Here is a 22711-nt window from a genome sequence, read left to right as displayed (position 1 = left end):
GGAGGAACCGGCGTGGCTGAACGACTCGGAGGGGTGGTCCCGTGATTGCCGTCCTGACCGCATTGGAGGTCGAGCGCGCCGCCGTGCTCGCCCGGATGACCGGCGTCCGGCAGCACAAGCACCGGGCCGGGACCCTGTTCGACGTCGGTGAGCTGGGCGGACGCCGGGTCGCGCTGGGCCTGGTGGGCGCCGGGAACTCCGCGGCCGCCGCGATCGCCGAACGCGCCGTTGCGGAGTTCTCGCCGGTGGCCATCCTGTTCGTGGGAGTCGCCGGAGGTCTCCGGGACTGGCTGTGGCTCGGTGACGTCGTTGTCGCGAAGAAGGTCTACGCCTACCACGGTGGTCGCAGTGAAGACGAAGGAATGCGAAGTCGGCCGCAGGCCTGGGAGCCGTCGTACCGGCTGCTCGAGCTGGCCCGGTCGGTCGCCCGGACGGGCGCCTGGAGCGGCTCGGCGCCGGCCGAGGGCGGACCCAGGGCGCATTTCGAGCCCGTCGCGTCGGGCGAGGTCGTGCTCGACTCCAAGACCTCGGCGGTCGCCCAGTGGCTCTACGACCACTACAACGACGCCGTCGCGGTGGAGATGGAAAGCGCGGGCTTCGGGCTGGCCTGCCACCTCAACGACGACCTGCCCGCGGTGTGCGTCCGTGGGGTCAGCGACCACGCCGGGGGTGCGAAGGACGTGACGGACCAGGCCGGCTGGCAGGTCGTCGCTTCGGACCACGCGGCCGCGTTCGCCGAGGCCCTCGTGGCGGAGATCGACGATGCCGACGAGGTCGTCGACCGGGAGGCCGCTCCGGAGCCTGCGGGGTTCAGCAACGTCAATCTGGCGACCGGGCACGCCCGGGTCGACCAGCAGGTGGGCGCCGTCTACGGCGACATCCACATCGGACGGCAGCGAGGTGACCGGAAATGAGTGTCCCCACGGGGTTCCCGGGTGTGACCAACACGAACCAGGCGGGTGACAACGCCAACGTCGAGCAGCAGATCGGCGCCATTTACGGCGGTACCTTTCACCGCAATGAGACGACCTACAACTTCAACGCGTCGGACCCGCCAGAGCGGAAGTTCCAGGTGGCGCTCAACCACCTGCGCGGTGGAACGGCGCGGCAGGCCGAAGCGATCTTCGAGGACCTGCTCCACCACGGCGACGGGTCGACGCACCTCGCCTACTACTACGCCCTGTCGGTGCTCAGCGACCGTTCGCTCAACGAGATCGGGGAGGACGTCTACCTGAAGTTCCGGGCGGCCGACCTCACAGCGCAGCGGTTCGTGGCCGATGCCTGGAGTGTTGCGCTCACCGTCGTGTGGGAGCTGATCTCGTGCGTGTGGCGCCAGGAGATCGGTGAGGCGCTCGACGCCGAGCACCTCAAGAAGGCCCTGGCGAACTTCCGCGCTTTGCCCAAGGATCGGCAGGGGGAGATCACGCGGCACCTCGCGCTGGTCCTCGGCGGTGCCCTGCAGGACAGCCTGGCCGCGGAGGACGCTCAGCGTGTCCGGGAGGAGCGCCTGCAGCCGGACCGTGCCGGGCGGGCGTGGAAGTTCTTCGAACCGGATCCCGCGCTGCCGCGGTACTTCGTCACGCCGGCGACGGCGGTGCCCGCGTCGGAGTACGCGAAGCCTGTGCTCGGAGCAGTCGGCGTCGCGATCGGCCTCCTCGTGTTCCTGACCAGCTTCGCTGCCCCCAACCCGGGTGTCGCCATCGTGGCTTTGGTGATCTTCGCCGGAGGCGTCGCGGCGGCCTTCTGGGGCTCGGTGGAACGGGAGCTGGCGACGCGGCGGCTCGTCGAGCGCGACCGCGAACACGGCGTCCCGCTGCAGTTCCAGGCGGCGGTGTCGCCGGGCCACTGGGTGCGGACGGACTTCGTGACGCAGATCCACCGGCTCGTCGAGGCGCGGTTCACGGAAGCGCGTCCGCACATCGCAGGTAGCTGGGTGAACGACACCCGGGGCATGTGCGAGTACTACAAGTGGCGGTTCGTGGCGTCGTTCGGGAACGCCCAGGTGGACGCCGGCGCGGTCGACTGGCTGATCCGCTGGCACGCCCAGCGGGCGGCGGCGCAGTGGCAGGCGGGGACGTTGTTCGCCTACCGCGATCAGCTGCGGGTGCCCGGTTCGGCTGTCGCGGTTCACCGGCTCGGGCTCGGCGTGATGGGGTTCGCCGCGCTCCTGATGCTCGGCGGCCAGGGCGGTTTCGCGGCCGCGGCGGTGTTCCTGGCGCTGGGTGGGTTCTTCGCGCTCAAGGGTGCCGTCGGGGTGTTCGCGGGCAAGCGGTTCCGGCGCGAGGAGGAACTGCGCGCCCGGCGGCTGCTCGAGGAGGAGCAGCAGGCGCACCGGGAGTGGGTCGAGGTGCTGGCCGACCGTCCGGACGACGCCGAAATGGCGCAGTGGCTCAACCTGGACAAGACGTTCCTGAAAACCGAGGCCCTGCGCAGGTCCCGGTTGACCAACCGGGACCTGGTCACCCACGTCGTCCTGAACGAAGGCGCGGCGAACGCGCGGCGGGCGAGGGTCATGGGCGGACCCATGCGGTATTCGAGGTACGTCGTGCTGCTCTTCCTGCTGTCCGAAAGCGGGGTGCGGGAGATCGAGATCGAGCTCGACTTCCTCACCGGGAACGTGCACAACGAACAGCGGAAGTCGTTCCGCTACGACGCGCTCGCCGCCGCGGAGGTCGCGGAGGTCGGCGTGCGGTACGCCGACGGGTGGCGCTACCAGATCGTGGGCGACCACTCGACGCTCCGGCAGGACGAGTCGGTCCGCAAACGCGCGTTGCGGCTCAGCCTGGTGAGCGGGCAGCAGATCTCGGTCGTCGCGGAGGGGTTCGAAGGCCTGAGCGACGAGCTCGAGAGCCAGACGTCACTCCAGGAACTCGCGTTCGAGACGTCCGGGATCGCGAGCGCCCTGCACGTCCTGGAGGCGGTGTCGGCCGAGGGGCGGGACTGGATCGCCCGCGAACAGGAGCGTCGCCGTCGCCGGTCGGAGGACTGGCGCCTGCGGGACCGCGGTCCCGGGTTGCTGGACGGCGGCTCCGGCGGCCCGGAGGACGAGGGCTGACCGGACGAGGGGGACGGCGCCATCCGGACATTCACTGTCTGGATGGCGCCTTTTCGGCGTTTTGAAGAGGAATGACCGACTGTGTGCCGGTGAGCGACATGGTCTGGACAACCGGGTCGCTGACCGGGTATCCCTTTCTTCACAACGCAGAATAAGTCGGCGAAGCACTCGCCGGTTGTTGTTCGGCCATGCCGATCCCCTCGGTGCATGGCGGGACGCCCCAGGCGCGGACGGCGAAGAAGCCACCGACGTGGGGTCGCCGCGCCGCGCCCGGGCATGGCTCCGCACCGCCCGTCCCCACGGTCCCAGGAGCTCCCATGCGCTTTTCCCGCACCAAGGCGGCACTCGTCGCGGCGTTGCCCGCCGTGCTGAGCGTCGCCGTCCTCGCCGGCACGCCCGGCACCGCAGCCGCGGCCGGTGGTGCCTTCCCCGCCCACTACTCCGCTCCCTACCTGCAGATCAGCGACTCCGACGCCGGCCAGATGTCCGCCGACATGAACGCCACCGGCACCAAGTTCTTCACGCTCGCGTTCCTCACCCCGCAGTCCGGCTGCACGCCGGTCTGGGAGGCGAACGGCACCGGCGTCGGCTCGTTCAAGACGCAGATCAGCGCGCTGCAGGCCGCCGGCGGCAACGTCATCCCGTCGTTCGGCGGCGCCGAGGGCGGTGAGCTGGCCCAGACCTGCACGAACACCGCCAGCCTGACCGCGGCGTACGCGAACGTGGTCAACACCTACGGCACGCCCCGCCTGGACTTCGACATCGAAGGCGGCGTCCTCGGCGACACGGGGTCCAACCAGCGCCGCAACTCCGCGCTGGCCGCGCTGCAGCAGCAGAACTCCGCGGTCCAGGTCGACTACACGCTGGCCGTCGACCCGACGGGCATCCCGGGGAACGAGCTCGACCTGCTGCGCGACGCGAAGAACAAGGGCGTCAAGGTCAGCGTCGTCAACCTCATGGTGATGGACTTCTACGACGGCCAGTCGGTCTTGGGTGACGCACTGTCCGCGGCGCGCGCTTCGGCGTCCCAGCTGGCGAGCCTCTACGGGATCTCGACGTCGGCGGCGTACGCGATGATGGGCCTGACCCCGATCGCCGGCCGCAACGACGACGGCGCCCAGTTCAGCCAGTCCGACGCCCAGCAGCTGGAGACGTTCGCCGCGCAGAACGGCGTCGCGGAGCTGTCGTTCTGGGAGCTCCAGGACTACGACCGCGCGACGGGTTACGCGTACTCGCGGATCTTCAACGCGATCACCGGCGGCGGCGGGACCACCCCGCCCCCGTCGGGCGGCGGCACGATCACCGGCTACGGCGGCAAGTGCGTCGACGTGGCGGGAGCGTCCTCGACGAACGGCACGACGGTCGACCTGTACACGTGCAACGGCACGGCGGCCCAGCAGTGGTCCTCGACGTCGGGCACGCTCCGGTCGCTGGGCAAGTGCCTGGACGTCAACGCGGCGGGCACGGCGAACGGCTCGAAGGTCCAGCTGTACGACTGCAACGGAACGGGCGCCCAGCAGTGGACCCACACGGGCAACCAGCTGGTGAACCCGGCCTCGGGCAAGTGCCTGGACGCCACGGGCCCCAGCTCGGCGGACGGCACCCCGCTGCAGATCTGGACGTGCACGGGCAGCGCGAACCAGTCCTGGACACTCAACTAAGTCCTTAATGGACACGAGGCCGGATCCGGGTTCGCCCGGACCCGGCCTCGTGCTTTGCGCGGGGCGCGGATCGCCTAGAGTGTGCGATGCCCCCGTAGCCCAACTGGCAGAGGCAGTCGACTTAAAATCGACAAAGTGCGGGTTCGAACCCCGTCGGGGGCACCATCCGCCCTGGTCCGTGACTTGACGTCGGGGCCTGCGACGATCAAGTGGCGCCGCGGGGTCAGTTGCCTGGGTCGGCGGAATCGACGCCCGGGTGCCGGCGCATCGAATTTCTCATTTCGTAGTAGTTGAGGGTGGGCTCTTCCCACCGGGCATACAGGGTGCCCTCGTCTGGGACGGTTGTGAGGAGCACCGAGGTGAAATCGGCTGCGGATACTGCGGCGGCACGCATTCTGAGCCGGGTTTCATTCGGTCCGTGCAGGTTGATCGGGCCCTCTCGCCGGGCATTGATCAGTTGCGCTCCCAACGCACCGAGAAGCCCGAAAAGCCCTACGGCGATCGGGACCCGAAGCGGTACCGGGCGTGGAGCACACCCGGGATAACCCGAATCGGAGCGGGGGGATTCCGGGTGGTGTGGCTTCTGGGTTGGATCAAGACTCGCAGCATGGTGACCCGACAATTGATCATGTTGGCCGCGGCCATCCTGCTTGCCTGCGTGCCTCCGGCTGCGGCGGATGTGTTGTTGCGGCTGCCCGCGCCCAGTGGGGCGAAGCGGGTCGGTGTGGTCGCGTTGCATCTGGTTGATCACTCCCGGCCTGATCCTTGGCGGCCCGATGCCGGCGACCGGGAACTGATGGTGAGCGTGTACTACCCGGCGCGGCGGACGGCCGGCTATCCCGCCATGCCCTACATGCTGCCCGGTGCGGCCGCGCACTTCGGCGCGGTGACGGCCAACCAGTACCTCGGGCTGCCGACCGGGCCGGTCGACTGGTCGGCCGTCGCCACTCACGCCGCCCAGGGGGCGCCCGTCTCCGGGCGGTGGCCGGTGCTGATCTACTCGCCCGGGCTGGGTGAACCGCGTACCTGGGACACCACCCTCGTCGAGGACTTGGCCAGCCGGGGTTACGTGGTGGTCACCGTCGACAACACCTACGAATCCCCGGAAGTCCAGTTCCCGGACGGCTCTGTCGTGACCTGGACTCCTCCGAGCGACCCGGACGCGTTCATCAAGAAAGCGCTCGCCGTGCGGGTTCGTGACACCAGTTTCGTGTTGGACCAATTGGCCGCGTTGAACGCCGGCGGACGGCTTGCCGGCTCGCTGGACCTGAGTGCGGTGGGCATGTTCGGCCACTCGGCGGGTGGGACGGCCGCCGCCGCGGCCATGGACGCCGATCCCCGGATCGACGCCGGGATCGACATGGACGGGAATCTGACCTGGCTCGACGGCGGTCTCATGCCGGTTGCCGCGCACGGGCTGGATCGGCCGTTCCTGTTCTTGGGCAAGGACGGTGCCACGGACACTGGGCCCGGCTGGCAAGCCTTCCGCGCGAACACCCCGGGCTGGACCCGTCAGCTCACGCTGCGCGGTTCGCAGCACGCTTCGTTCACCGACGCCGAAGCGCTGCTGCCGCAGATGAACCTGCCGCCGGACGCGCGGACGGAGGCGATCGGCACCATCGATCCCGCGGTGGCCATCCGCACTCAGGAGGCGTACGTGTCCGCGTTCTTCGACCGGTGGTTGCGCGGCCGGGACAGCCGCCTGCTCGACGGGCCGTCACCCTGCTATCCCGCGATGGAGTTCTGACCAGCTCGCTCGGCCAGGGGGCGGCGGCGCAGGCTCGCGTTCTGCAGTGCCGGCGGTACGAAGTCCTGGTCCAGGGTGCTCACGTTCGTGCCCGGCGGGACGATTTCGTCGATGCGGTCGAGCACCTCGTCCGGCAGGACGACTTCCAGGCCGGCCAGCAGGTCGTCCAGGTGGGCCATCGTGCGGGGGCCGATGATCGCGCTCGTCACTGCCGGGTGGGAGATGGTGAACGCCATCGCCAGGTGGGTCAGGGGCATGCCCGCCGCGTCCGCCAGGGGGATCAGTTGCTCCACCACGTCGATGCGGCGCGCGTCGTTCAGGTGCTTCAGCATTCCCGCTCGGCGCAGGGTGTTCTCCTCGCCTCGGCGGACGCGGCCGGTGAGCATTCCTTGCCCCAGCGGGCCCCAGACCAGGGTGCCCATTCCGTGGCGTTGCGCGGTCGGGAGGACTTCGCGCTCGATGCCGCGGCTCAGGATCGAGTACGGCGGCTGCTCCGTGTGGAACCGCTCGAAACCGCGGCGGGACGCGGCCCACTGGGCCTCCACCATGTCCGACACCGGCATCGCCGACGTGCCGATCGCGCGGACCTTGCCGCTGTGGATCAGGTCGTTCAGCGCCGAAAGCGTTTCCTCGATGTCCGTCGACGGGTCCGGGCGGTGGATCTGGTACAGGTCGATGTGGTCGGTTTGCAGGCGGCGCAACGAGTTCTCGACGGCGGTCATGATCCAGCGGCGGGACGTGCCCTGGTGGTTGGGGTCGTCGCCGATCGGGCGGCTGAACTTGGTCGCCAGGACCACGTTGTCGCGGCGGCCCTTCAGAGCCTGGCCCACCACGTCTTCGACGTCGCCGTAGGCGTCGGCCGTGTCGACGAAGTTGATGCCCGCGTCCAGGGCCTTGTGGATGACGCGGATCGAGTCCTCGGGGTCGGGGTTGCCGATGGACGTCGCGAACATCAGGGTGCCCAGCGCGTACGGGCTGACCTTGATGCCGGTGCGGCCGAGGGTGCGGTACTGCATGGGAGGCGCTCCTGGAGGTAGTCTGGACGTAAGCGGAAAGCTCTTCCGCTACTATACGGAAAGGCTTTCCGGTTATGCAACCGCGCAAGCTGCGCGCCGACGCCCAGCGCAACGTCGACGCCCTGCTCGAAGCCGCGAAAACCGTCTTCGCGACCTCGGGGGTGGACGCGCCCGCGAAAGAGATCACCGACCTGGCCGGCGTCGGTGTCGGGACGCTCTACCGGCACTTCCCGCAGCGCGCCGACCTGGTCGTGGCGGTGCTGCACCGGGGGATCGACGTCTGCGCCGCCGCCGGGCCGGCGCTCGGCGCCGAGCACGAGCCGGACGCGGCCCTCGCGGAGTGGCTTCGCCGGTACACCGAGTTCGTCGGGACCAAGCGCGGCCTCGCGAGCGCCCTGCACTCGGGCGATCCGGCCTTCGACGGCCTGCCCGGGTACTTCATGGAACGGCTCGAACCGGTGCTCGGGGCGCTGCTCGACGCCGCGGTCGCGACCGGCGGGATCCGCGCCGACGTCAGCGCGAAGGACCTGATGCACGCCATCGCGCTGCTGTGCCAGCCCGTGCGCGGCGAGGACGTCGAGTACAACCAGCGCATGGTCGGCGTGCTCACCGACGGGTTGCGCCGGACCTGACTCCCGGGTCCGAAAAGATCAGCGGAATCCGGTTAAAAGGTCACTTGAGCCACTGATTTCGTGGCTCCCGCGTCGTCGCATTCTGCACTTTTCCGACGTCCACATGCGGTCTTCCGCGACACATTCGAGTTAACGGGGACACCAGAAGTGGGACCTGTGAGGTCTGTGTATGCTGCGGTATCGCTTGACCGGGTGATCACTCACTCGAATCGGTGGCCGTCGTGATCGGGGCTTGGTCTCACGCGGTCCCCCACGTCGTGGTTCGGGCTCGGATAGGAGATTTATGCAGGTCAGGTCAGCTTTCGTGCGAGGCGGGATCGCGGCCCTCGCCGCGGCCGCCGCGGTCATGGTCGGGTCCCCGGCCGCTCTCGCCGACGACGGTGCCGCTCACGGCCGCGTCGACGGAAAGGGTGGCACCGTCGGTTACCGGCTCAACCTCGGGAAGGGCGGCGACTACATCGCCGAGCTGTTCTCGATGAAGCTCTCCGACGGCAGCACCCTGAAGCTCTACTGCGTGCAGATCACCGTCGGCCTGCGGACCGACGTCGACATGGTCGAGCGCCCGTGGAACAAGTACCCCGCCAAGGGCCCGTTCCAGGAGAACAGCGCGAAGATCAACTGGGTGCTGCACCACGGCTACCCGGGCACCGGTCTCGACGCCATCGGCTCCGCCCTGAAGAAGGCCGGTGTCACGGTCCACGACGGCGTCTCCGAGCGTGAGGCCATCGCCGCCACCCAGGCCGCGGTCTGGCACTTCAGCGACGGCGTGAACCTCGACGCCACCAAGCCGCTGGCCGAGGAGAACTCGGCCGACGCCAACGCCGACGTCGCCGCCCTGTACGCCTACTTCACCGGCGACCAGAACAAGGGCCTCGACGCGCAGCCGAAGCCGACCCTGAACATCGCGGCGGACAAGACCGAGGGCACCGCGGGCAGCAAGATCGGCCCGTTCTCGGTCGCGACCTCCGGTGACATCACCGCGCTGACCAGCCAGCTGCCCGACGGCGTCAAGCTCACCGACGCCGACGGCAAGGAGCTGAAGACCGCGGACGTCAAGGACGGCTCCAAGCTGTACGTCGACGTCCCGGCCGGCACCAAGCCGGGCAAGGGTGGCTTCGAGCTCAAGGCCACCGGCGAGCTGGACACCGGCCGCCTGTTCGTCTCCGAGAACTACGCGCGGCAGCCGGCCCAGTCGCTGATCGTCGCCGACTCGGAGAAGACCGAGGTGACCGCGAACGCGGCCGCCAGCTGGACCGAGGTCGCCCCGGCGACCACCCCGGCGCCGACCACCCCGGCCGGTTCGAACGGCGGTGGCGGCGAGCTCGCCAACACCGGTGTCGACGCGGCCGTGCCGTTCACCGTCGGCGGTCTGCTGCTCGGTGGCGGTGCGCTGATGCTGCTGGTGAACCGTCGCCGCAGCCGTGCGTGACTGAACTGATTCGATAAACGGGGCCGGTCCACAGAGGACCGGCCCCGTTTTCGTACCCGACGAACGGATTGCGACCTTCGGGGCGAAACCGGCGAACCGTGCACGCAGTGGTCTAGACTTTTCCGCCGACCGGCGAAGGGACCAGACCATGCGCGGTACGACCGTTCCGCCCGGCACCCCGTGCCGGCCGCCGCGGGCGGGGGAGCTGCCGATGCACCGGCTGGAGCTGCCGGCGCCGGACGCGGTGCCGTTCGCGGTCGGGACGTTCGACACGATCGGGCCGCTGTCGCGCGCGGATTTCCCGCACCGGCACACGTTCCACGAGCTCGTCCACGTCACCGGCGGCACCGGCAAGCACGTCGTCGACCTGGCGCGCTGGCCGCTGCGGCCGCCGCACCTCGGGGTGATCACCGCGGGCCAGGTGCACCACTGGGCCGGCGTGCGCGGCCTGACCGGGCACGTCGTGCTGTTCACCGACGACTTCCTGCTCGACTACCCCGCCGACCGCGACCGGCTGAGACGGCTGGGCGAGCGGCCGTGGCTGGAGCTGGACGCCCGCGCCGACGCCGACGTCACGCGGCTCGTCACCGAGCTGGAGGCGGAGTACCGCCGCGGCGCGGACTCGGTCGTGCGGGCCCTGCTGCACGTCCTGGTCGTGCGCGTGGGACGGCTGCCGGGGACGCCGGAGGCGCCGCCCGCCCGGGCCGGTGCGGTGGCGGCGGAGTTCGCCCGGCTCACCGGGCGCGCCGACCTGGGCCTGTGGTCGGTGCGCGCGCACGCCGAACGCATCGGCGTCACGCCGGAGCAGCTCACCGAGGCCGTCAAGGCCGCGACCGGCCGCACGGCCGCGCAGCTGGTGCGTGAGGCGCGGATCCGGGAGGCCCAGCGGTTCCTGCTCCGGACGGATCTGACGGTCCGGCAGGTGGCGAGCCGGGTCGGGTTCGCCGATCCGGCGTACTTCTGCCGGTTCTTCCGCCGCGAAACGGGCTCGAGTCCCGGAGATTTCCGGCGGGCCGGCGAGAAGCACCACGACTGACCGTTCCCGTCCATCGCCCGCGACCCGGTGCGCTGCTTACCGTCGAGGCATGGACGAAGAGACGAAGCTGAGCCGCAAAACGGTGCTGCGGGCCGCATTGGCCGCCGGCGTCGCCGCGCCGGTCGCCCTGCTCGGCGGCCCCGCGCTCGCCCGTACCGCCGCCACGAGCGGACAGGTCCCGGCGCTGACGCCGTCGTGTCACGACGACGACGATCCGACGCCCGAGCAGATCGAAGGTCCGTACTTCAAGCCGAATTCTCCGGAACGGACCTCGCTCGTCACGCCGGGCACCCAGGGCACGCGGCTGACCCTGACCGGGTACGTCTTCGGGCTCGCCTGCCTGCCGGTCGATCGCGCGCTGCTGGACTTCTGGCAGGCGGACGTCAACGGTGCCTACGACAACACCGGCTACACCTTCCGCGGCCACCAATACACCAACGCCCAAGGCGCGTTCACGCTGTCGACGATCGTGCCCGGCCTCTACCCGGGGCGCACCCGGCACATCCACGTGAAGGTCCAGGCGCCGGGCCGGCCGATCCTGACCACGCAGCTGTACTTCCCGAACGAGCCGCGCAACAACACCGACTCGATCTTCGACGCGCGGCTGCTGATGACCGTGCGGGACAACGGAAGCGCGAAGGAGGCCGCGTTCGACTTCGTGCTCAACGTGCCGCAAAACCCGCCGACCACGACGGTGACTTCGCCGCCGCCCGGCGGCACGACCTGGGCGGCGGGCACCGCCTACGCGGCCGGTGCCCGCGTCACCTACGGCGGCCGGGACTACGTGTGCTTGCAGGGACACACGGCCCAGCCGGGCTGGGAGCCCCCGAACGTCCCTGCGTTGTGGCGGACGGCCTGAGGCTCCCGGCGTGGGGTCGTGAGTGCGTAACAGTGTTCTAACACTGTTACGCACTCACGACGGGGTCAGCAGGAGAGGTTGGCGCCGGGGTCGACGCCGAGGATCGACGTGATCTGGCGGTACTTGTCGACGCGGCTCTGCACCTGCGCCGGGTTGCCGCCGTTGCACTCGATCGAGCCGTTGATGCTGCGGATCGTCTCGCCGAAGCCGCGGCTGTTGACCATCGCGTTGTGCGGGGTCATCGTGCCGGGGCCGCTCTGGGTGTTCCAGTACCAGAGGCCGGTCTTCCAGGCGACGGCCGAGTTCTGCTCGACCTGCCAGGGGTTGCCGAGCAGGTCGATGCCGAGCGCGTCACCGGCGGCCTTGTAGTTGAAGTTCCAGCTCAGCTGGATCGGGCCGCGGCCGTAGTACGCCGCCTGGCCTGCCGGGCAGCCGTAGGACTGGCTCCAGTCGCAGTAGTGCGGGTAGTTGGCCGTGTTCTGCTCGACGATGTAGACGAGGCCGCCGGTCTCGTGGTTGACGTTCGCGAGGAACGCCGCCGCTTCCTGCTTCTTGACCGTGTCGCTGCCGGTGGTGGCGAAGCCGGGGTAGGCCGACAGGGCCGCGGTCAGGCCGCTGTAGCTGTAGAAGCCGTTGCGGCTCGGGAAGATCTGGTTGAACTGGGCCTCGCTGACGACGAACGCACCCGGGTTGCCGGGGGGCGTGGTGCCGCCGTCGCAGCTGTAGGGCTCCCAGTACCAGGTGCTGATGATCGGGTCGTAGCCCGGGTTGGCGTTCTTGGCGCGGTAGTAGCCGCCGTTGGTGTACTTGACGACCGCGCCGACGTCGTACCACTGGCCGGCGACCCAGTTGGGCGCGTTGCAGGTCGTCCCGCCACCGCCGCCGTCACAGCTGTACGGCTCCCAGTACCAGGTGCTGATGATCGGGTCGTAGCCCGGATTCGCGTTCTTGGCGCGGTAGTAACTGCCGTTGGTGTACTTGACGACCGCGCCGACGTCGTACCACTGGCCCGCGACCCAGTTGGGCCCGCTGCACGCCGCGGCGGCGGCCTGCGGGGCGGCGGTGGACAGGGCGGGGACACCGAGCACGAGCGCGGCTGCGGCCGCGAAGGCCGAAAATACGGCGACAAGACGTCTTCTCAAGGCTCGCTCACTCCTTCGGCCACGACAGGTCCCGGACGTGGGGGGCGTCCGGGTGTCGAAGAGGGGGTGCTCATCCGGCCGGAAGAACGTGACACCAGTCACTAGAACAGATTGGTCTAGTCCAGTCAAGGAAACCTGACAACGCGGGCAACGGGTCTGCGCGTTCGGCCCTGGCATGATGCGCCCATGACCGGACTTGTCACGCGTGCCGCCGCGGGCAGCGAAACGGGGCGGCGCTACGCCGCCAACTTCGACGTCGTGCACCTGATCGAAGATCCGTTGCTCGCCGTGGTCGCCGACGGCATGGGTGACGGTGAAGGCAGCCGGATGGCCGGACGGACCGCGGTCGACGTCTTCGCCGCGCGGGCGGGCGGTTCCGCGGATTCGTTGCGGGAGGCGGTCGCCGCGGCGCAACGCGAGGTCAACGAGTCCGGCAGGCGGATCGGCGGGCTGGCCGGGTGCACGCTCACCGCGCTCGTCGAATCCGGCGGCGGGCACTGGCTCGTCCAGATCGGCGACTCACGCGCGTACCGGTTGCGCGACGGCCTGCTCGAACTGCTGACGACCGACCACACGATGGCCTGGCTCGGCGCGGTCAACGGCTGGTACGCGTTCGACTCGCCCCAGGCGTCGGCCGCGCGGTACCAGCTGACGCGCTACATCGGGCACCCCGCGCACCCGGAGCCGGACGTGCTCAGCCTCGCGCTCCGCCCGGGCGACGTCCTGCTGTTGTGCAGCGACGGCGTCGCCGAGCAGGTGCCCTACGAGCGGATCCGCGAGATCCTCGGCCGGCTTTCGGCGCCGGAGGAGCAGGTCCGGCAGCTGCTGGCCGTCGCTGAGGCAGCGGGCGGCCAGGACAACGCGACGGCCGTCGTTGTCCAGGTGTCCTAGTCCTGGTCACAGCGATCGCTTGAGCGCGCTCTTGACCGCGTCCACGGTCGTGTCCGGCACGTCGGCGACCTCGGTCGCGGGGAGTCCGAGGACTTCGCGCAGCACGAGAACGGCGACTTGGCGCGGCGGCAGGACCTGGAGCGTGGTCACGAAGGCGAGCGAAACGGATCCCGCCTGCTCGTAGCGGGCTTCCCGGAACGCGTCGCCGTCCCCGGCGCGGGCCTTGCTCAGCTGGTCAGTGCTCGCCGGCTGGTTCGACCGGCTGGACGGCAAGGACCGCGAAGCGTGGGCCGGGGCCGGGTTCGAGGAGGCGCTGGGCACCGGCGCGCTGCTGCTGGGGCGGCGGACCTACGAGTGGTTCGTCGCGCGGGGGTGGGTGACCCGCGGTGGAGGCTGGGCGGACCGGCTGCACGCCGTGCCCAAGTACGTCGACGAGCTGCGGCTGATGGTCTGCCCGTTCGCGCTCGGGGAGGGCGGGCGCCTGTTCGGCCGGACCGATGCCCTGACGGCGTTGCGGCTGGTCGAGCACCGCACCGTCGGCGACAGCATTGTCCGCCTCACCTACCGGCCGCTTCGCGACGCTTAGGCCGGTTGCCGGACACGCCATCGGGCGTGTCCGGCACGGGCGGGGGTCACCGGGCCTGCGGGATCCGGGCCTTCGTGGCCGGCGTGACCTGCAGGAGCCGCAGCAGCCGGGCGCGGCCCAGCCGGTGGAGCATCTCCCCGAGCTCCTCCGGCGCGATGCAGCTCTCGAGGTCGATCCGCGTGATCCGGATGACGCGGTCGATCTCCGTGGCCGGGAGCCGGGTCCCGAACTCCCCGGTCAGCCACACCCCGACCTCGTCGGCGGCGTTGTCCGCCCGGTGGCTTCGTACGGTCATCGCTTTCCTCGTTTCGGCTCGGCTGGTTCGCAGGTCGAGGCCGGAAAATGCCGGCCTGACGCGGGTTCGACGACCGAGTGCGGGTGCCATGACGCCGAACGGCGAAATTCTTCGCGAGAAAGCTTTGCGTGGTCGGGCGGGTGAAATCCGTGACGAAGGCCGTCACTCACATGGGCGGAACTGCGACCCCCGGTGTCGGCCGATCGGGTGGAAAACGGGGGAACGTCGCCGATCGGCCGTACGTCCCAGGACTCTGGAGACGTCTGGTGGTGCGGGTGTTCCCCTGCGGGACGCGGAAACGGAGACGCGATCGATGGGCCGGTACGACCGGACCGACCTCGGGGCCTACAGCCTGGGCCTGCTCGACGACGCCGAGACGGCGCGGGTCGAGCGGCACCTGGCGGCGTGCTCGGACTGCCGCCAGGAGGTCCGGGAGTTCGAGGCCGTCCGCATGATGCTGGACAACCTCGAAAAGTCCACTTAGGACTATAGGCGGAAACTGTCGGTGCCCGTCGCTAGGTTGCCGGGCGTGACCGACGACCTGTTCCTGAACCCGACCCGGGCCACGTACGCGACCGTTGCGGAGAGTTACAACGACTTCGTGCCCCCGATTCGCGACGACATCGAGGACCGCGCGCTGCTGACGGCGTTCGCCGACCTGGTGCGCGACGGCCCGGTCGCCGACCTCGGCTGCGGCACGGGGTTGGTGACGGCGTTCCTGGCGTCGCTCGGCCTCGACGTCGCCGGCATCGACCTCACGCCGGAGATGCTCGCGGTCGCCCGCCGGAACCACCCTGAGCTGCGGTTTTCCGAGGGTTCGCTGCTCGCGCTCGACCTCCCGGACGGCGGCCTCGCCGGGGCGGTGGCGTGGTATTCGATCATCCACACCCCGCCGTCGAGCCTCCCGGTGGTCGCGGCGGAGCTGTTCCGGGTGCTGCGCCCGGGCGGCCACCTCCAGCTGGGCTTCCACGTCGGCGACCGGCGTCACCACCGCTCGGACGGCTACGGGCACGAGGGCTTTTCGCTGGACATCTACTGGCTTCCGGTGGACCGCGTCGCCGACCTGATGAGCGACGCGGGTTTTGAGATCCTGACGAAGGTGCTCCGCAACCCGGGGGCCCGGGTGCCGCAGGGGAGGGTGCTGGCCCGGAAGCCCGAGTGACGCGCGGTGCGAGTGGTCGTGAGTGGTTAGGCGGGTTAGAACCGTCCTAGCCACTCACGACCACCTGCACCGCACGCGAGGCAGGTTCGGTGCTGAGTGGGGTCGGGGCATGCCGGCGGCGAGCGCGCGGTCGCGCCTGCGGCGCGCGGCCGCGCCTATCGCGCGTGCGGTAGGTGGTTGGCTGGGCTGGTTTGGTCGCGGTGGGCTGCGGTTGAGTTGCTTGCCTGCCGGGGTGCGGTGGGTGGTTGGCTGGGCCCGCTTGGTTGCGGTTGGTCTTGGTTGGCTCGCTCGCGCAGGTAAAGGCGCTAATGCCGAGGCTTCGGCGGCGCCGAGCCGGGCTTGCCCGGAAGCCGCGCGGGTCAGCGGGTTGCGGCGGCTTTGAGGGTGCGTAGCACCGGTGCCGTCTCCAAGGCTCGGATCTCCTCCAGGGAACCCAGCCGCTCCGTCAGGTACCTGTGCAGCGCCGCGGCGTCAGGGCAGAGGGCGTGGGCCACCAGGTTAGCCGGGCCCGTCGTGGCCAGGACGACCGCCAGTTCCGGGTGGGTTGCCAGGGCCTTCCCGACGCGGTCGACGTGGGCCGGGGACACCGACATCCACAGCAGCGCCTGCGTTGTCGCGCCGAGGACGGCTGGGCTGATCTCCAGGTCGAAGAACATCGTGCCGCCCGCTTGGAGGTCGGCCAGGCGGCGGGCGACCGTGGCCGGGGACCAGCCCGTGGCCGTCGCCAGCTCGGCCAGGCCCGTGCGGCCGTCGTGCTGCAGCGCGGCCATCAGGGTGTCGTCGTCCGGTGTCAGCGGGCGGCCGGCGCTGGTGTGGACCGGCAGAAGAGAAGCGATCTGGGACGGGGACAACGACGACGTCCGGCCGGTCCACGCCGTCGGGCCGCCGAAATAGCGGTGCAGGACCTGGTGGGCCGACACCGCCGTGATGCTCGCCGTGCGCGGGATGTCCCGCAGCAGCAGGGAATGCCCGCCCACCGGCGCCTGGACGTTCACGCAGATCTCCGTCCCGCCGGACGTCAGCTTGATCCACGCCGTGTCGCCGCGCCGCGCGAGCTGGTGGGCGAGGTCCTGCGCGGCGTGCGGGGTCGCCGTCAGCCGGACCATCCACTCCGTCTGCCCGCTCCGGTGCGGGTCCGGCAGGCCGACCACGCGAAGCGACGCTTCGGCGCGAAGACGGCGATAGCGCCGGGCCACGGTCTGGGCCGAGACGCCGAGGACCTCGCCGATCTTCGTGAACGGCGCCCGGCCGTCGAGCTGCAGTGCGTGCACCAGCGCCCGGTCGACCTCGTCCATATTTCTCATTGAAGCGCACCTGATGGAAGAAATCAGCCAAGTCGGACCGATACATGGAACAAAGGGAAACCCAGAACGCACAGTGGGCGGCATGCTGACCAAGACCCGCTGGGCCGCATTCGCCGTGCTGCTCACCGCCGAGGCGATGAACCTGCTCGACGCGACGATCGTCCAGGTCGCCGGCCCGGTGATCCACGCCCACCTGCCCGGCCCGGCCGCCGACGTCCCGTGGTTCAGCGCGGCCTACACGCTGCCGTTCGCGGTCCTCCTGATCACCGGCGGCCGCCTCGGCGACGTCCTCGGCCGCGCCAAGGTGTTCAAGATCGGCGTGACGGGGTTCGTGCTCGCCTCCCTCGCCTGCGCGGCCGCCCCCGAAGCGGGCCTGCTCATCGGCGCCCGCGTGGTGCAGGGCGCGGCGGCCGCGCTGATCATCCCGCAGACCATCGGCCTGATCCGCGTGCTCTTCGACGGCGACGAGCTCGCGAAGGCCCTCGGCACCATCGGCCCGGTGATGGGCCTGTCCGCCGTCTCCGGCCCGCTGCTCGGCGGGCTGCTGACGCAAGCGGTGTCGTGGCGGGCGGTGTTCCTGGTGAACGTCCCGCTCGGCCTCGCCGTCCTCCTCGCGAGCAGGCTCCTCCGAGAGGACCGCGCGGAAACCCGGCCGAAGCTCGACGTCGTCGGCACCCTGCTCGTCGTCGCGGGCACCGGTTTGCTGGTGTACCCGCTGATCCAGCCCGGCGAGACGCCGTTGCTGGCCGTCGGCGCCGCGATCCTCGTGGTCTTCGCCGTCCACCAGCGCCGGACGCGCGCGCCGCTGGTCGAGCCGAGCCTGTTCGCCCACCGCGGTTTCCCGGCCGCACTCGCCGGGTCACTGCTGTTCTTCGCCGTGATGACCGGGCTGATGCAGGTGGTGCCGATGCAGCTGCAGCTCGGCCTCGGCGTGGACGTCCGCACCGCCGGCCTGACGCTGCTGCCGCTGTCGGCCGGTCTCGCCGTCTCGTCGTGGTTCGCCGGGACGTGGCTGGTGCCGCGGTTCGGCGCGCGCGTGATGTACGCCGGTCTCGCGCTGCTGCTGGCCGGGTTGCTCGGCGCGCTCGGCGGTTACCCGTGGCCGCTGCTCGGCGCGATGGCGTTGTGCGGCCTGGGGATGGGGACGTTCACCGTGCCGTTCTTCAGCACGGCCCTGCACCGCGTCCGGCCGCACGAAACGGGTTCGGCGGCCGGACTGCTCAACGCCGTGCAGCAACTCGGCGGCACGCTCGGGGTCGCGTTGCTGGGCGGGCTCTACCTGAGCAGCGGGGCGGCGACCGCGGCGCTCGGCCTCGCGGCCGTACTCACTTGCGCCGCCGCGGTCGCCGTGACCCCGATGCTCAGTAGTCGTCCCGCCCCGTGAACTGCTGCTCCAGCAGCTCGGCCGCACCGGCGACCAGCTCCAGCGGATCGATGAACTCGTTGATGTCCAGGTTGACCAGCGGCAGCGAGTGCCGCAGCACGATGTGGTCGCCCATCACCGCGAGCCCGCCGACGACGGTCGACTCGCCGACCTCGGTCAGCACCTCGAGGAGGTCGACCTCGTCGTGCCGGGCGAACGGCGTCGCGATCTGGACCCAGTCCTCGCGCTGGTCGAGGATCTCGCGCGCGATCACGACGATCTGGGCCCGCTGCTCGGTGTCCGGGTCGTCGCCGAAGACCAGCCGGATGCGGATCTCGTCGGGCTCGTCGCGCACCACCCGGTACGCCTGCCTGATGTAGGCGACCAGATCGCCCCAGTCCGCCATCAGATGACTCCGATCCGGTCGAGGTCGGCCAGCACGTCCGCCGGCAGCGCGAGGTCCGCCGCGGCGAGGTTATGGCGCAGGTGCTCCAGCGAGGACGTGCCCGGGATGAGCAGCATCGACGTCGAGCGCTGCAGCAGCCACGCGAGCGCGACCTGCATCGGCGTCGCGCCGAGGCGGGCCGCGCAGTCGTCGAGGATCCCCGACTGCAGCGGGCTGAAGCCGCCGAGCGGGAAGTACGGCACGAAGGCGATGCCCTCGGCGGCGCACTGGTCGACGAGCGCGTCGTTCTCCCGGTGCGCCAGGTTGTACTGGTTCTGCACGCACACGACCGGCGCGATCGCCCGCGCTTCGGCGAGCTGCTCGGCGGTGACGTGGCTGACGCCGAGGTGCCGGATCAGCCCCTTCTCCCGCAGCTCTGCCAGAACCCCGAACGGCTCGGCGAGCGACATCGCCACCGGGTAGCCGCCGGTCGCGTCGCTGAGCCGCAGGTTGACGACGTCGAGCGCGTCGAGGCCCAGGTTCCGCAGGTTGTCGTGCACCGCCTGGGTGAGCTCGTCGGCCGACAGCGCGGCCGGCCACCCCTTGTCCTCGCTGCGGCGCGCCCCGACCTTCGTCACCAGGTGGACGTCTTCGGGGTACGGGTGCAGGGCTTCCTTGATCACGGCGTTCACCGTGTGCGGGCCGTAGTAGTCGCTGGTGTCGATGTGGGTGACCCCGGCTTCGACGGCCGCGCGCAGCACGGCCACCGCGGTGCCGTGGTCCTTCGGCGGTCCCCACACGCCGGGCCCGGCCAGCTGCATCGCGCCGTACCCCATGCGGGTCACGGGAAGTTCTCCCCCGAGGGAGAAAGTACCGCCCAGATCGGACATGTCACTCCTTGCCGTAGGTGCCGCGAAGGAGTCTAGGGACGATCCGGCTCAGCCGCAGACGCCCTTGCCGCGCAGCACCCGCGTCACCGACTCCTGGACGCGCGTCTGCGGCAGCTCGCCGGAGGCGACGGCCTTCTCCAGCCGGTCCAGCACCTCGTTGACGCGCCCGCCCGACGACCACAACGCCTGGTCCGCGCCGGCTTCGAGGGCCTTCAGGACCGCGTCCGGCAGCGAATACTGGGCCGTGATCGCCTTCATCGCGCCGAGGTCGTCGGTCAGGATCGGCCCGGTGAAGCGGAATTCGCCGCGCAGCAACTGGTACGCGGGCGGTGAAAGTGACGCCGGGACGCCGTTCGTCAAGTCCGGCACGTCCAGGTGGCCGACCATCACCGCGACCGGGCCGTAGTCGGCGATGTTCCGGTAGGGCGCGAGGTCGACCGCGCGCAGCTGGGCCAGCGGCGGCGTGACGACGGTGCCCTTGTGGGAATCACCCGATCCGTGGCCGTGGCCGGGGAAGTGCTTCAGCACCGGCTGGATGCCCGCGTCACGCAGGCCGGCCGCGAACGCCGTGGCGTACGCCTTCACGCGGGCCGGGTCGGGGCTGAAGGACCGGTCGCCGATCACGTCGTCGTCCGGCGCGTCCGTGACGTCGGTGTCGGGCGCGAAGTCCACGGTGACGCCCCGGGCCTTCAGCTGACGGCCGCGGTCGGCGGCGATGCCGCGGACCTGGTCCGGCGTCTTCGTCTTCGCCATCTCCCGCGCGGACGGCATGTCCCCGTCGAGATCGTCGATGCGCTGGACGCGGCCGCCCTCTTCGTCGACCGAGACGGCCACCGGGAGCTTCGCGACGCCCTGCACCGCGTCAAGTGAGTGATCTTTCAACAACGCTGTTGCGTTACCCCCGATGAAGATCCCGCCGACCTGGTTGTCACGCACCAGCGACACCGTCGAAGCCGGGTTGTCCCCGGTCACGCCGACGACGACGAGCTGGGCGACCTGCCGTCGGACGTCGAGGCTCTTCACCAGCGACGCGCAGTCGCCCGGACGCGCGAGTCCCGAGGTCGGCGCGGGCGCGGGGGTGGCCGCGGGCGCGGGCGGGGCTGACGGAAGGGGCATCCGCGGGATCGCCAGTCCGGACACGATCCGCGGCTGCAGGCCGATGACCAGCAGGCTCACGACCACGATGCAGAGGACGGCCACCACGGCGGCCAGACGTCGGCGGTTCATCGGTCCCTTCAGTCGTCGGAGTGCCCCATGACGGTAGTCGACGGCCTGACTTCACAGTGTGAAGAGGACCAGTGAAGAGGCTTCTGAAGAAGGCGCGAGAGACGTTAGAGAATTCGTGAAGGCGGTTTCACCAGACTGGGCGGCGTCAGGAAAATCGATGACGGTGATCAGGAGGCACGATGGACCAGGTGCGCGTGGCGGCGTGGGCGTCCGACCCGATCGCCCTGACCGGGCTGATCAACCACCTGCGGTCCCGTCCCGAGCTGCTGGTCCTGCCACGCGCCCGCCGCGGTGAAGCCGCCGTGCTGGTGTTCGCCGCGAACCAGGTCGACCGTGACGTCATCACCGCGCTGCGGGCCGCCGCCGCCGAGTCGCCCGCCGCGATCGTGCTGGTGGCCGGGCACGTCGATCCGGCGCACCTGGGCCTGCTGGCCGACTGCCACGTCTCCGCCGTGCTGCCGCGGACCGCGCTCGACCGGCTCACCGACAGCGTGCTGTCCGCCGCGCGGGGGCGCACAACGTCGCTGCGCGACCAGGTCGAGGCCCTGGCGCACGACGGAACCGGGGCGTCGCTGACGCCGCGCGAGGTGGATGTGCTTCGCTTGATGGCGGAAGGCTGGGACACTGCCGAGATCGCGGGCAAGCTCTGCTACTCCGAGCGGACCGTGAAGAACGTCATCTACGCCATGACCAACCGGCTCAACTTGCGCAACCGGCCGCACGCGGTCGCGTACGCCGTGCGCGCGGGTGTGATCTGAGGGAAGCTCACCCACGTGGGAACGATCATCCGCCGGACCGCCGCGGCGGCTGCCGCGCTGGCCCTGCTCGCCGCCTGCAGCCCGAGCGACGCCGGGGGCAAGACGAAGCTCACCATCGCGACCTTCGGTGAGTTCGGCTACGAGCCCCTGATCGCCGAGTACCAGAAGCTGCACCCGGACATCGAGGTGCAGAACCGCGTCACCGACTTCGACACCCACCACAAAGGTCTCGCGACGCAGCTCGCGACCGGCCACGGTGCCGCCGACGTCGTCGCGATCGAAGAGCAGTACATCCCGCAGTACCTGAAGGCCAAGGACAAGTTCGTCGACCTCGCCTCCTTCGGCGCACGGGACCTCGAAAACCAGTGGGCGCCCTGGAAGTGGGCGCAGGGGACCGACGGCGATTTCGTCCTGGGCCTCGGCACCGACATGGGCAGCCTCGCCCTCTGCTACCGGCGTGACCTGTTCGCGGCGGCCGGCCTGCCGACGGACCGCGACGCCGTCGCGAAGCTGATTCCCGACTGGAACGCCTACGCCACCACGGCCCAGCGGTTCACCGACAAGACACCGAACGTCAAGTTCGCGGACTCCGCGGGGACCGTCTACACGGCGATGCTGAACCAGTCACCCGAGAACTACTTCGCCGCTAAGGACGACTCCTTCATCGGCGGCACGAACCCGACGGTGCGCAACGCCTTCTTCCTCTCCGGCGGGATCGCCCAGAAGGGCCAGACGGCGGCCGCGACCACCTTCACGCAGGCCTGGAACGTGGCCATCAAGCAGGGTTCGTTCGCCACGATCGCGTGTCCCGCGTGGATGCTCAGCCAGATCAAGCAGGCCGGCGGTGACGGCACCAGCGGCAAGTGGGACGTCACGACCGTGCCCGGCGCCAGCGGCAACCAGGGCGGCTCGTTCCTGACCGTGCCGAAGCAGAGCGAGCACCCGCAGCAGGCGTACGACCTGGCGCGCTGGCTGACGGCGCCGGAGCAGCAGAAGAAGCTGTTCCTCTCCGACGGCATCCTGCCCAGCGAACCGGCCGTCTACAAGGACCCGCAGGTCCTCGAGCACAAGGACCCGTACTTCGGGGACGCGCCGATCGGGAAGATCTTCGCCGCCTCGGCCGACTCCCTGCGTCCCAACTACCGCGGCCTGCACGACGCCGACGTCCGGCCGGAGTTCGGCCGTGCGCTCGGGCGGATCGAGGACAAGACCGAAAACGTCGACCAGGCCTGGGCGGACGCCGTCCAGCAGGCCCAAGCAGCTTTGAAGTAGC

23 protein-coding genes and 1 tRNA gene are annotated in these 22711 nt (G+C 70.3%); 16 read left to right on the top strand and 8 right to left on the bottom strand.

Features of this window, described 5'->3' with window-relative positions; translation table 11 throughout:
* Positions 1-41 precede the first annotated feature (41 nt).
* The 5 genes from VA596_RS03665 (at position 42) to VA596_RS03645 (ending at position 6463) form a co-directional block, all read left to right on the top strand.
* Positions 42-914 carry a 5'-methylthioadenosine/S-adenosylhomocysteine nucleosidase family protein gene (locus tag VA596_RS03665; protein WP_323323586.1) on the top strand — a complete coding sequence of 291 codons (873 nt, stop codon included), beginning with the start codon at positions 42-44 and terminating at the stop codon, positions 912-914.
* A complete protein-coding gene (locus VA596_RS03660) occupies positions 911-3055 on the top strand; it encodes a hypothetical protein (RefSeq protein WP_323323584.1) in 2145 nt (714 codons plus the stop codon). Before VA596_RS03665 ends, VA596_RS03660 begins: the two co-directional genes overlap by 4 nt.
* A 317-nt stretch (positions 3056-3372) precedes the next feature.
* The gene (locus tag VA596_RS03655) at positions 3373-4716 is read left to right on the top strand and encodes a ricin-type beta-trefoil lectin domain protein (RefSeq protein WP_323323582.1); all 1344 of its coding nucleotides are present in this window, start codon (positions 3373-3375) and stop codon (positions 4714-4716) included.
* 88 nt (positions 4717-4804) lie between these two features.
* Positions 4805-4881: transfer RNA gene (locus VA596_RS03650), tRNA-Leu, on the top strand.
* A gap of 442 nt (positions 4882-5323) precedes the next feature.
* Positions 5324-6463, top strand: a complete 1140-nt coding sequence (locus tag VA596_RS03645) for an alpha/beta hydrolase family protein (protein WP_323323580.1) — start codon at positions 5324-5326, stop codon at positions 6461-6463.
* On the opposite strand, the gene VA596_RS03640 is transcribed toward VA596_RS03645, so the two are convergent.
* Positions 6442-7479, bottom strand: a complete 1038-nt coding sequence (locus VA596_RS03640) for an aldo/keto reductase (RefSeq protein WP_323323578.1) — start codon at positions 7477-7479, stop codon at positions 6442-6444. The genes VA596_RS03645 and VA596_RS03640 overlap by 22 nt on opposite strands.
* Before the next feature lie 74 nt (positions 7480-7553).
* Between VA596_RS03640 and VA596_RS03635 the strand changes: the two genes are divergently transcribed.
* The 4 genes from VA596_RS03635 (at position 7554) to VA596_RS03620 (ending at position 11435) form a co-directional block, all read left to right on the top strand.
* A complete protein-coding gene (locus VA596_RS03635; RefSeq protein WP_323323576.1) occupies positions 7554-8111 on the top strand; it encodes a TetR/AcrR family transcriptional regulator in 558 nt (185 codons plus the stop codon).
* Between the two features lie 283 nt (positions 8112-8394).
* On the top strand, positions 8395-9540 hold the full coding sequence (locus VA596_RS03630) for a thioester domain-containing protein (protein WP_410171833.1): 1146 nt from the start codon (positions 8395-8397) through the stop codon (positions 9538-9540).
* A gap of 148 nt (positions 9541-9688) precedes the next feature.
* Positions 9689-10576, top strand: coding sequence for a helix-turn-helix transcriptional regulator (locus VA596_RS03625; RefSeq protein WP_323323572.1), 888 nt, complete (start codon positions 9689-9691; stop codon positions 10574-10576).
* 49 nt (positions 10577-10625) lie between these two features.
* Positions 10626-11435 (top strand): dioxygenase family protein, encoded by an 810-nt coding sequence (locus tag VA596_RS03620; RefSeq protein WP_323323570.1) that lies wholly within the window; start codon positions 10626-10628, stop codon positions 11433-11435.
* A 65-nt stretch (positions 11436-11500) separates the two neighbouring features.
* On the opposite strand, the gene VA596_RS03615 is transcribed toward VA596_RS03620, so the two are convergent.
* The gene (locus VA596_RS03615) at positions 11501-12523 is read right to left on the bottom strand and encodes a chitinase (protein WP_323325627.1); all 1023 of its coding nucleotides are present in this window, start codon (positions 12521-12523) and stop codon (positions 11501-11503) included.
* A gap of 240 nt (positions 12524-12763) precedes the next feature.
* On the opposite strand from VA596_RS03615, the gene VA596_RS03610 reads away from it, so the two are divergent.
* A complete protein-coding gene (locus tag VA596_RS03610; protein WP_323323568.1) occupies positions 12764-13468 on the top strand; it encodes a PP2C family protein-serine/threonine phosphatase in 705 nt (234 codons plus the stop codon).
* A 6-nt stretch (positions 13469-13474) separates the two neighbouring features.
* On the opposite strand, the gene VA596_RS03605 is transcribed toward VA596_RS03610, so the two are convergent.
* On the bottom strand, positions 13475-13618 hold the full coding sequence (locus tag VA596_RS03605) for a sigma factor-like helix-turn-helix DNA-binding protein (RefSeq protein WP_323323566.1): 144 nt from the start codon (positions 13616-13618) through the stop codon (positions 13475-13477).
* 73 nt (positions 13619-13691) lie between these two features.
* Between VA596_RS03605 and VA596_RS03600 the strand changes: the two genes are divergently transcribed.
* A complete protein-coding gene (locus tag VA596_RS03600) occupies positions 13692-14054 on the top strand; it encodes a dihydrofolate reductase family protein (protein WP_323323564.1) in 363 nt (120 codons plus the stop codon).
* Between the two features lie 46 nt (positions 14055-14100).
* Here the strand turns inward: VA596_RS03600 and VA596_RS03595 are convergent, their stop codons facing one another.
* Positions 14101-14349: a hypothetical protein gene (locus tag VA596_RS03595; protein ID WP_323323562.1), complete on the bottom strand. Its 249-nt coding sequence runs from the start codon at positions 14347-14349 to the stop codon at positions 14101-14103.
* Positions 14350-14662: 313 nt separating this feature from the next.
* Between VA596_RS03595 and VA596_RS03590 the strand changes: the two genes are divergently transcribed.
* Together VA596_RS03590 and VA596_RS03585 are read left to right on the top strand one after the other, a co-directional pair.
* Complete coding sequence (locus VA596_RS03590) at positions 14663-14833, top strand: zf-HC2 domain-containing protein (RefSeq protein WP_323323560.1); 171 nt, start codon at positions 14663-14665, stop codon at positions 14831-14833.
* 45 nt (positions 14834-14878) lie between these two features.
* Complete coding sequence (locus tag VA596_RS03585; protein ID WP_323323558.1) at positions 14879-15511, top strand: class I SAM-dependent DNA methyltransferase; 633 nt, start codon at positions 14879-14881, stop codon at positions 15509-15511.
* A gap of 359 nt (positions 15512-15870) precedes the next feature.
* Here the strand turns inward: VA596_RS03585 and VA596_RS03580 are convergent, their stop codons facing one another.
* Positions 15871-16815 carry an Lrp/AsnC family transcriptional regulator gene (locus VA596_RS03580; protein ID WP_323323556.1) on the bottom strand — a complete coding sequence of 315 codons (945 nt, stop codon included), beginning with the start codon at positions 16813-16815 and terminating at the stop codon, positions 15871-15873.
* A gap of 82 nt (positions 16816-16897) precedes the next feature.
* On the opposite strand from VA596_RS03580, the gene VA596_RS03575 reads away from it, so the two are divergent.
* The gene (locus tag VA596_RS03575) at positions 16898-18199 is read left to right on the top strand and encodes an MFS transporter (RefSeq protein ID WP_323323554.1); all 1302 of its coding nucleotides are present in this window, start codon (positions 16898-16900) and stop codon (positions 18197-18199) included.
* On the opposite strand, the gene VA596_RS03570 is transcribed toward VA596_RS03575, so the two are convergent.
* The 3 genes from VA596_RS03570 to VA596_RS03560 are packed head-to-tail and all read right to left on the bottom strand — an operon-like array spanning position 18177 to position 20680.
* On the bottom strand, positions 18177-18584 hold the full coding sequence (locus tag VA596_RS03570) for a type III secretion system chaperone family protein (RefSeq protein ID WP_323323552.1): 408 nt from the start codon (positions 18582-18584) through the stop codon (positions 18177-18179). The two genes, VA596_RS03575 and VA596_RS03570, sit on opposite strands and share 23 nt — an antisense overlap.
* Positions 18584-19453, bottom strand: coding sequence for an oxidoreductase (locus VA596_RS03565; RefSeq protein WP_323323550.1), 870 nt, complete (start codon positions 19451-19453; stop codon positions 18584-18586). Before VA596_RS03565 ends, VA596_RS03570 begins: the two co-directional genes overlap by 1 nt.
* Positions 19454-19501: 48 nt before the next feature.
* Positions 19502-20680 carry a glycoside hydrolase family 3 N-terminal domain-containing protein gene (locus VA596_RS03560; protein WP_323323548.1) on the bottom strand — a complete coding sequence of 393 codons (1179 nt, stop codon included), beginning with the start codon at positions 20678-20680 and terminating at the stop codon, positions 19502-19504.
* 179 nt (positions 20681-20859) lie between these two features.
* Between VA596_RS03560 and VA596_RS03555 the strand changes: the two genes are divergently transcribed.
* Positions 20860-21438 (top strand): helix-turn-helix transcriptional regulator, encoded by a 579-nt coding sequence (locus VA596_RS03555; protein ID WP_323323546.1) that lies wholly within the window; start codon positions 20860-20862, stop codon positions 21436-21438.
* Positions 21439-21453: 15 nt separating this feature from the next.
* The gene (locus VA596_RS03550; protein WP_323323544.1) at positions 21454-22710 is read left to right on the top strand and encodes an extracellular solute-binding protein; all 1257 of its coding nucleotides are present in this window, start codon (positions 21454-21456) and stop codon (positions 22708-22710) included.
* Position 22711 lies beyond the last annotated feature (1 nt).

This window comes from Amycolatopsis heterodermiae (genome assembly GCF_034929455.1).
Taxonomy (GTDB): Bacteria; Actinomycetota; Actinomycetes; order Mycobacteriales; family Pseudonocardiaceae; genus Amycolatopsis; species Amycolatopsis heterodermiae.
Note: the sequence above shows the minus strand (reverse complement) of the source record. Positions and strands in the feature narration are given on the sequence as shown.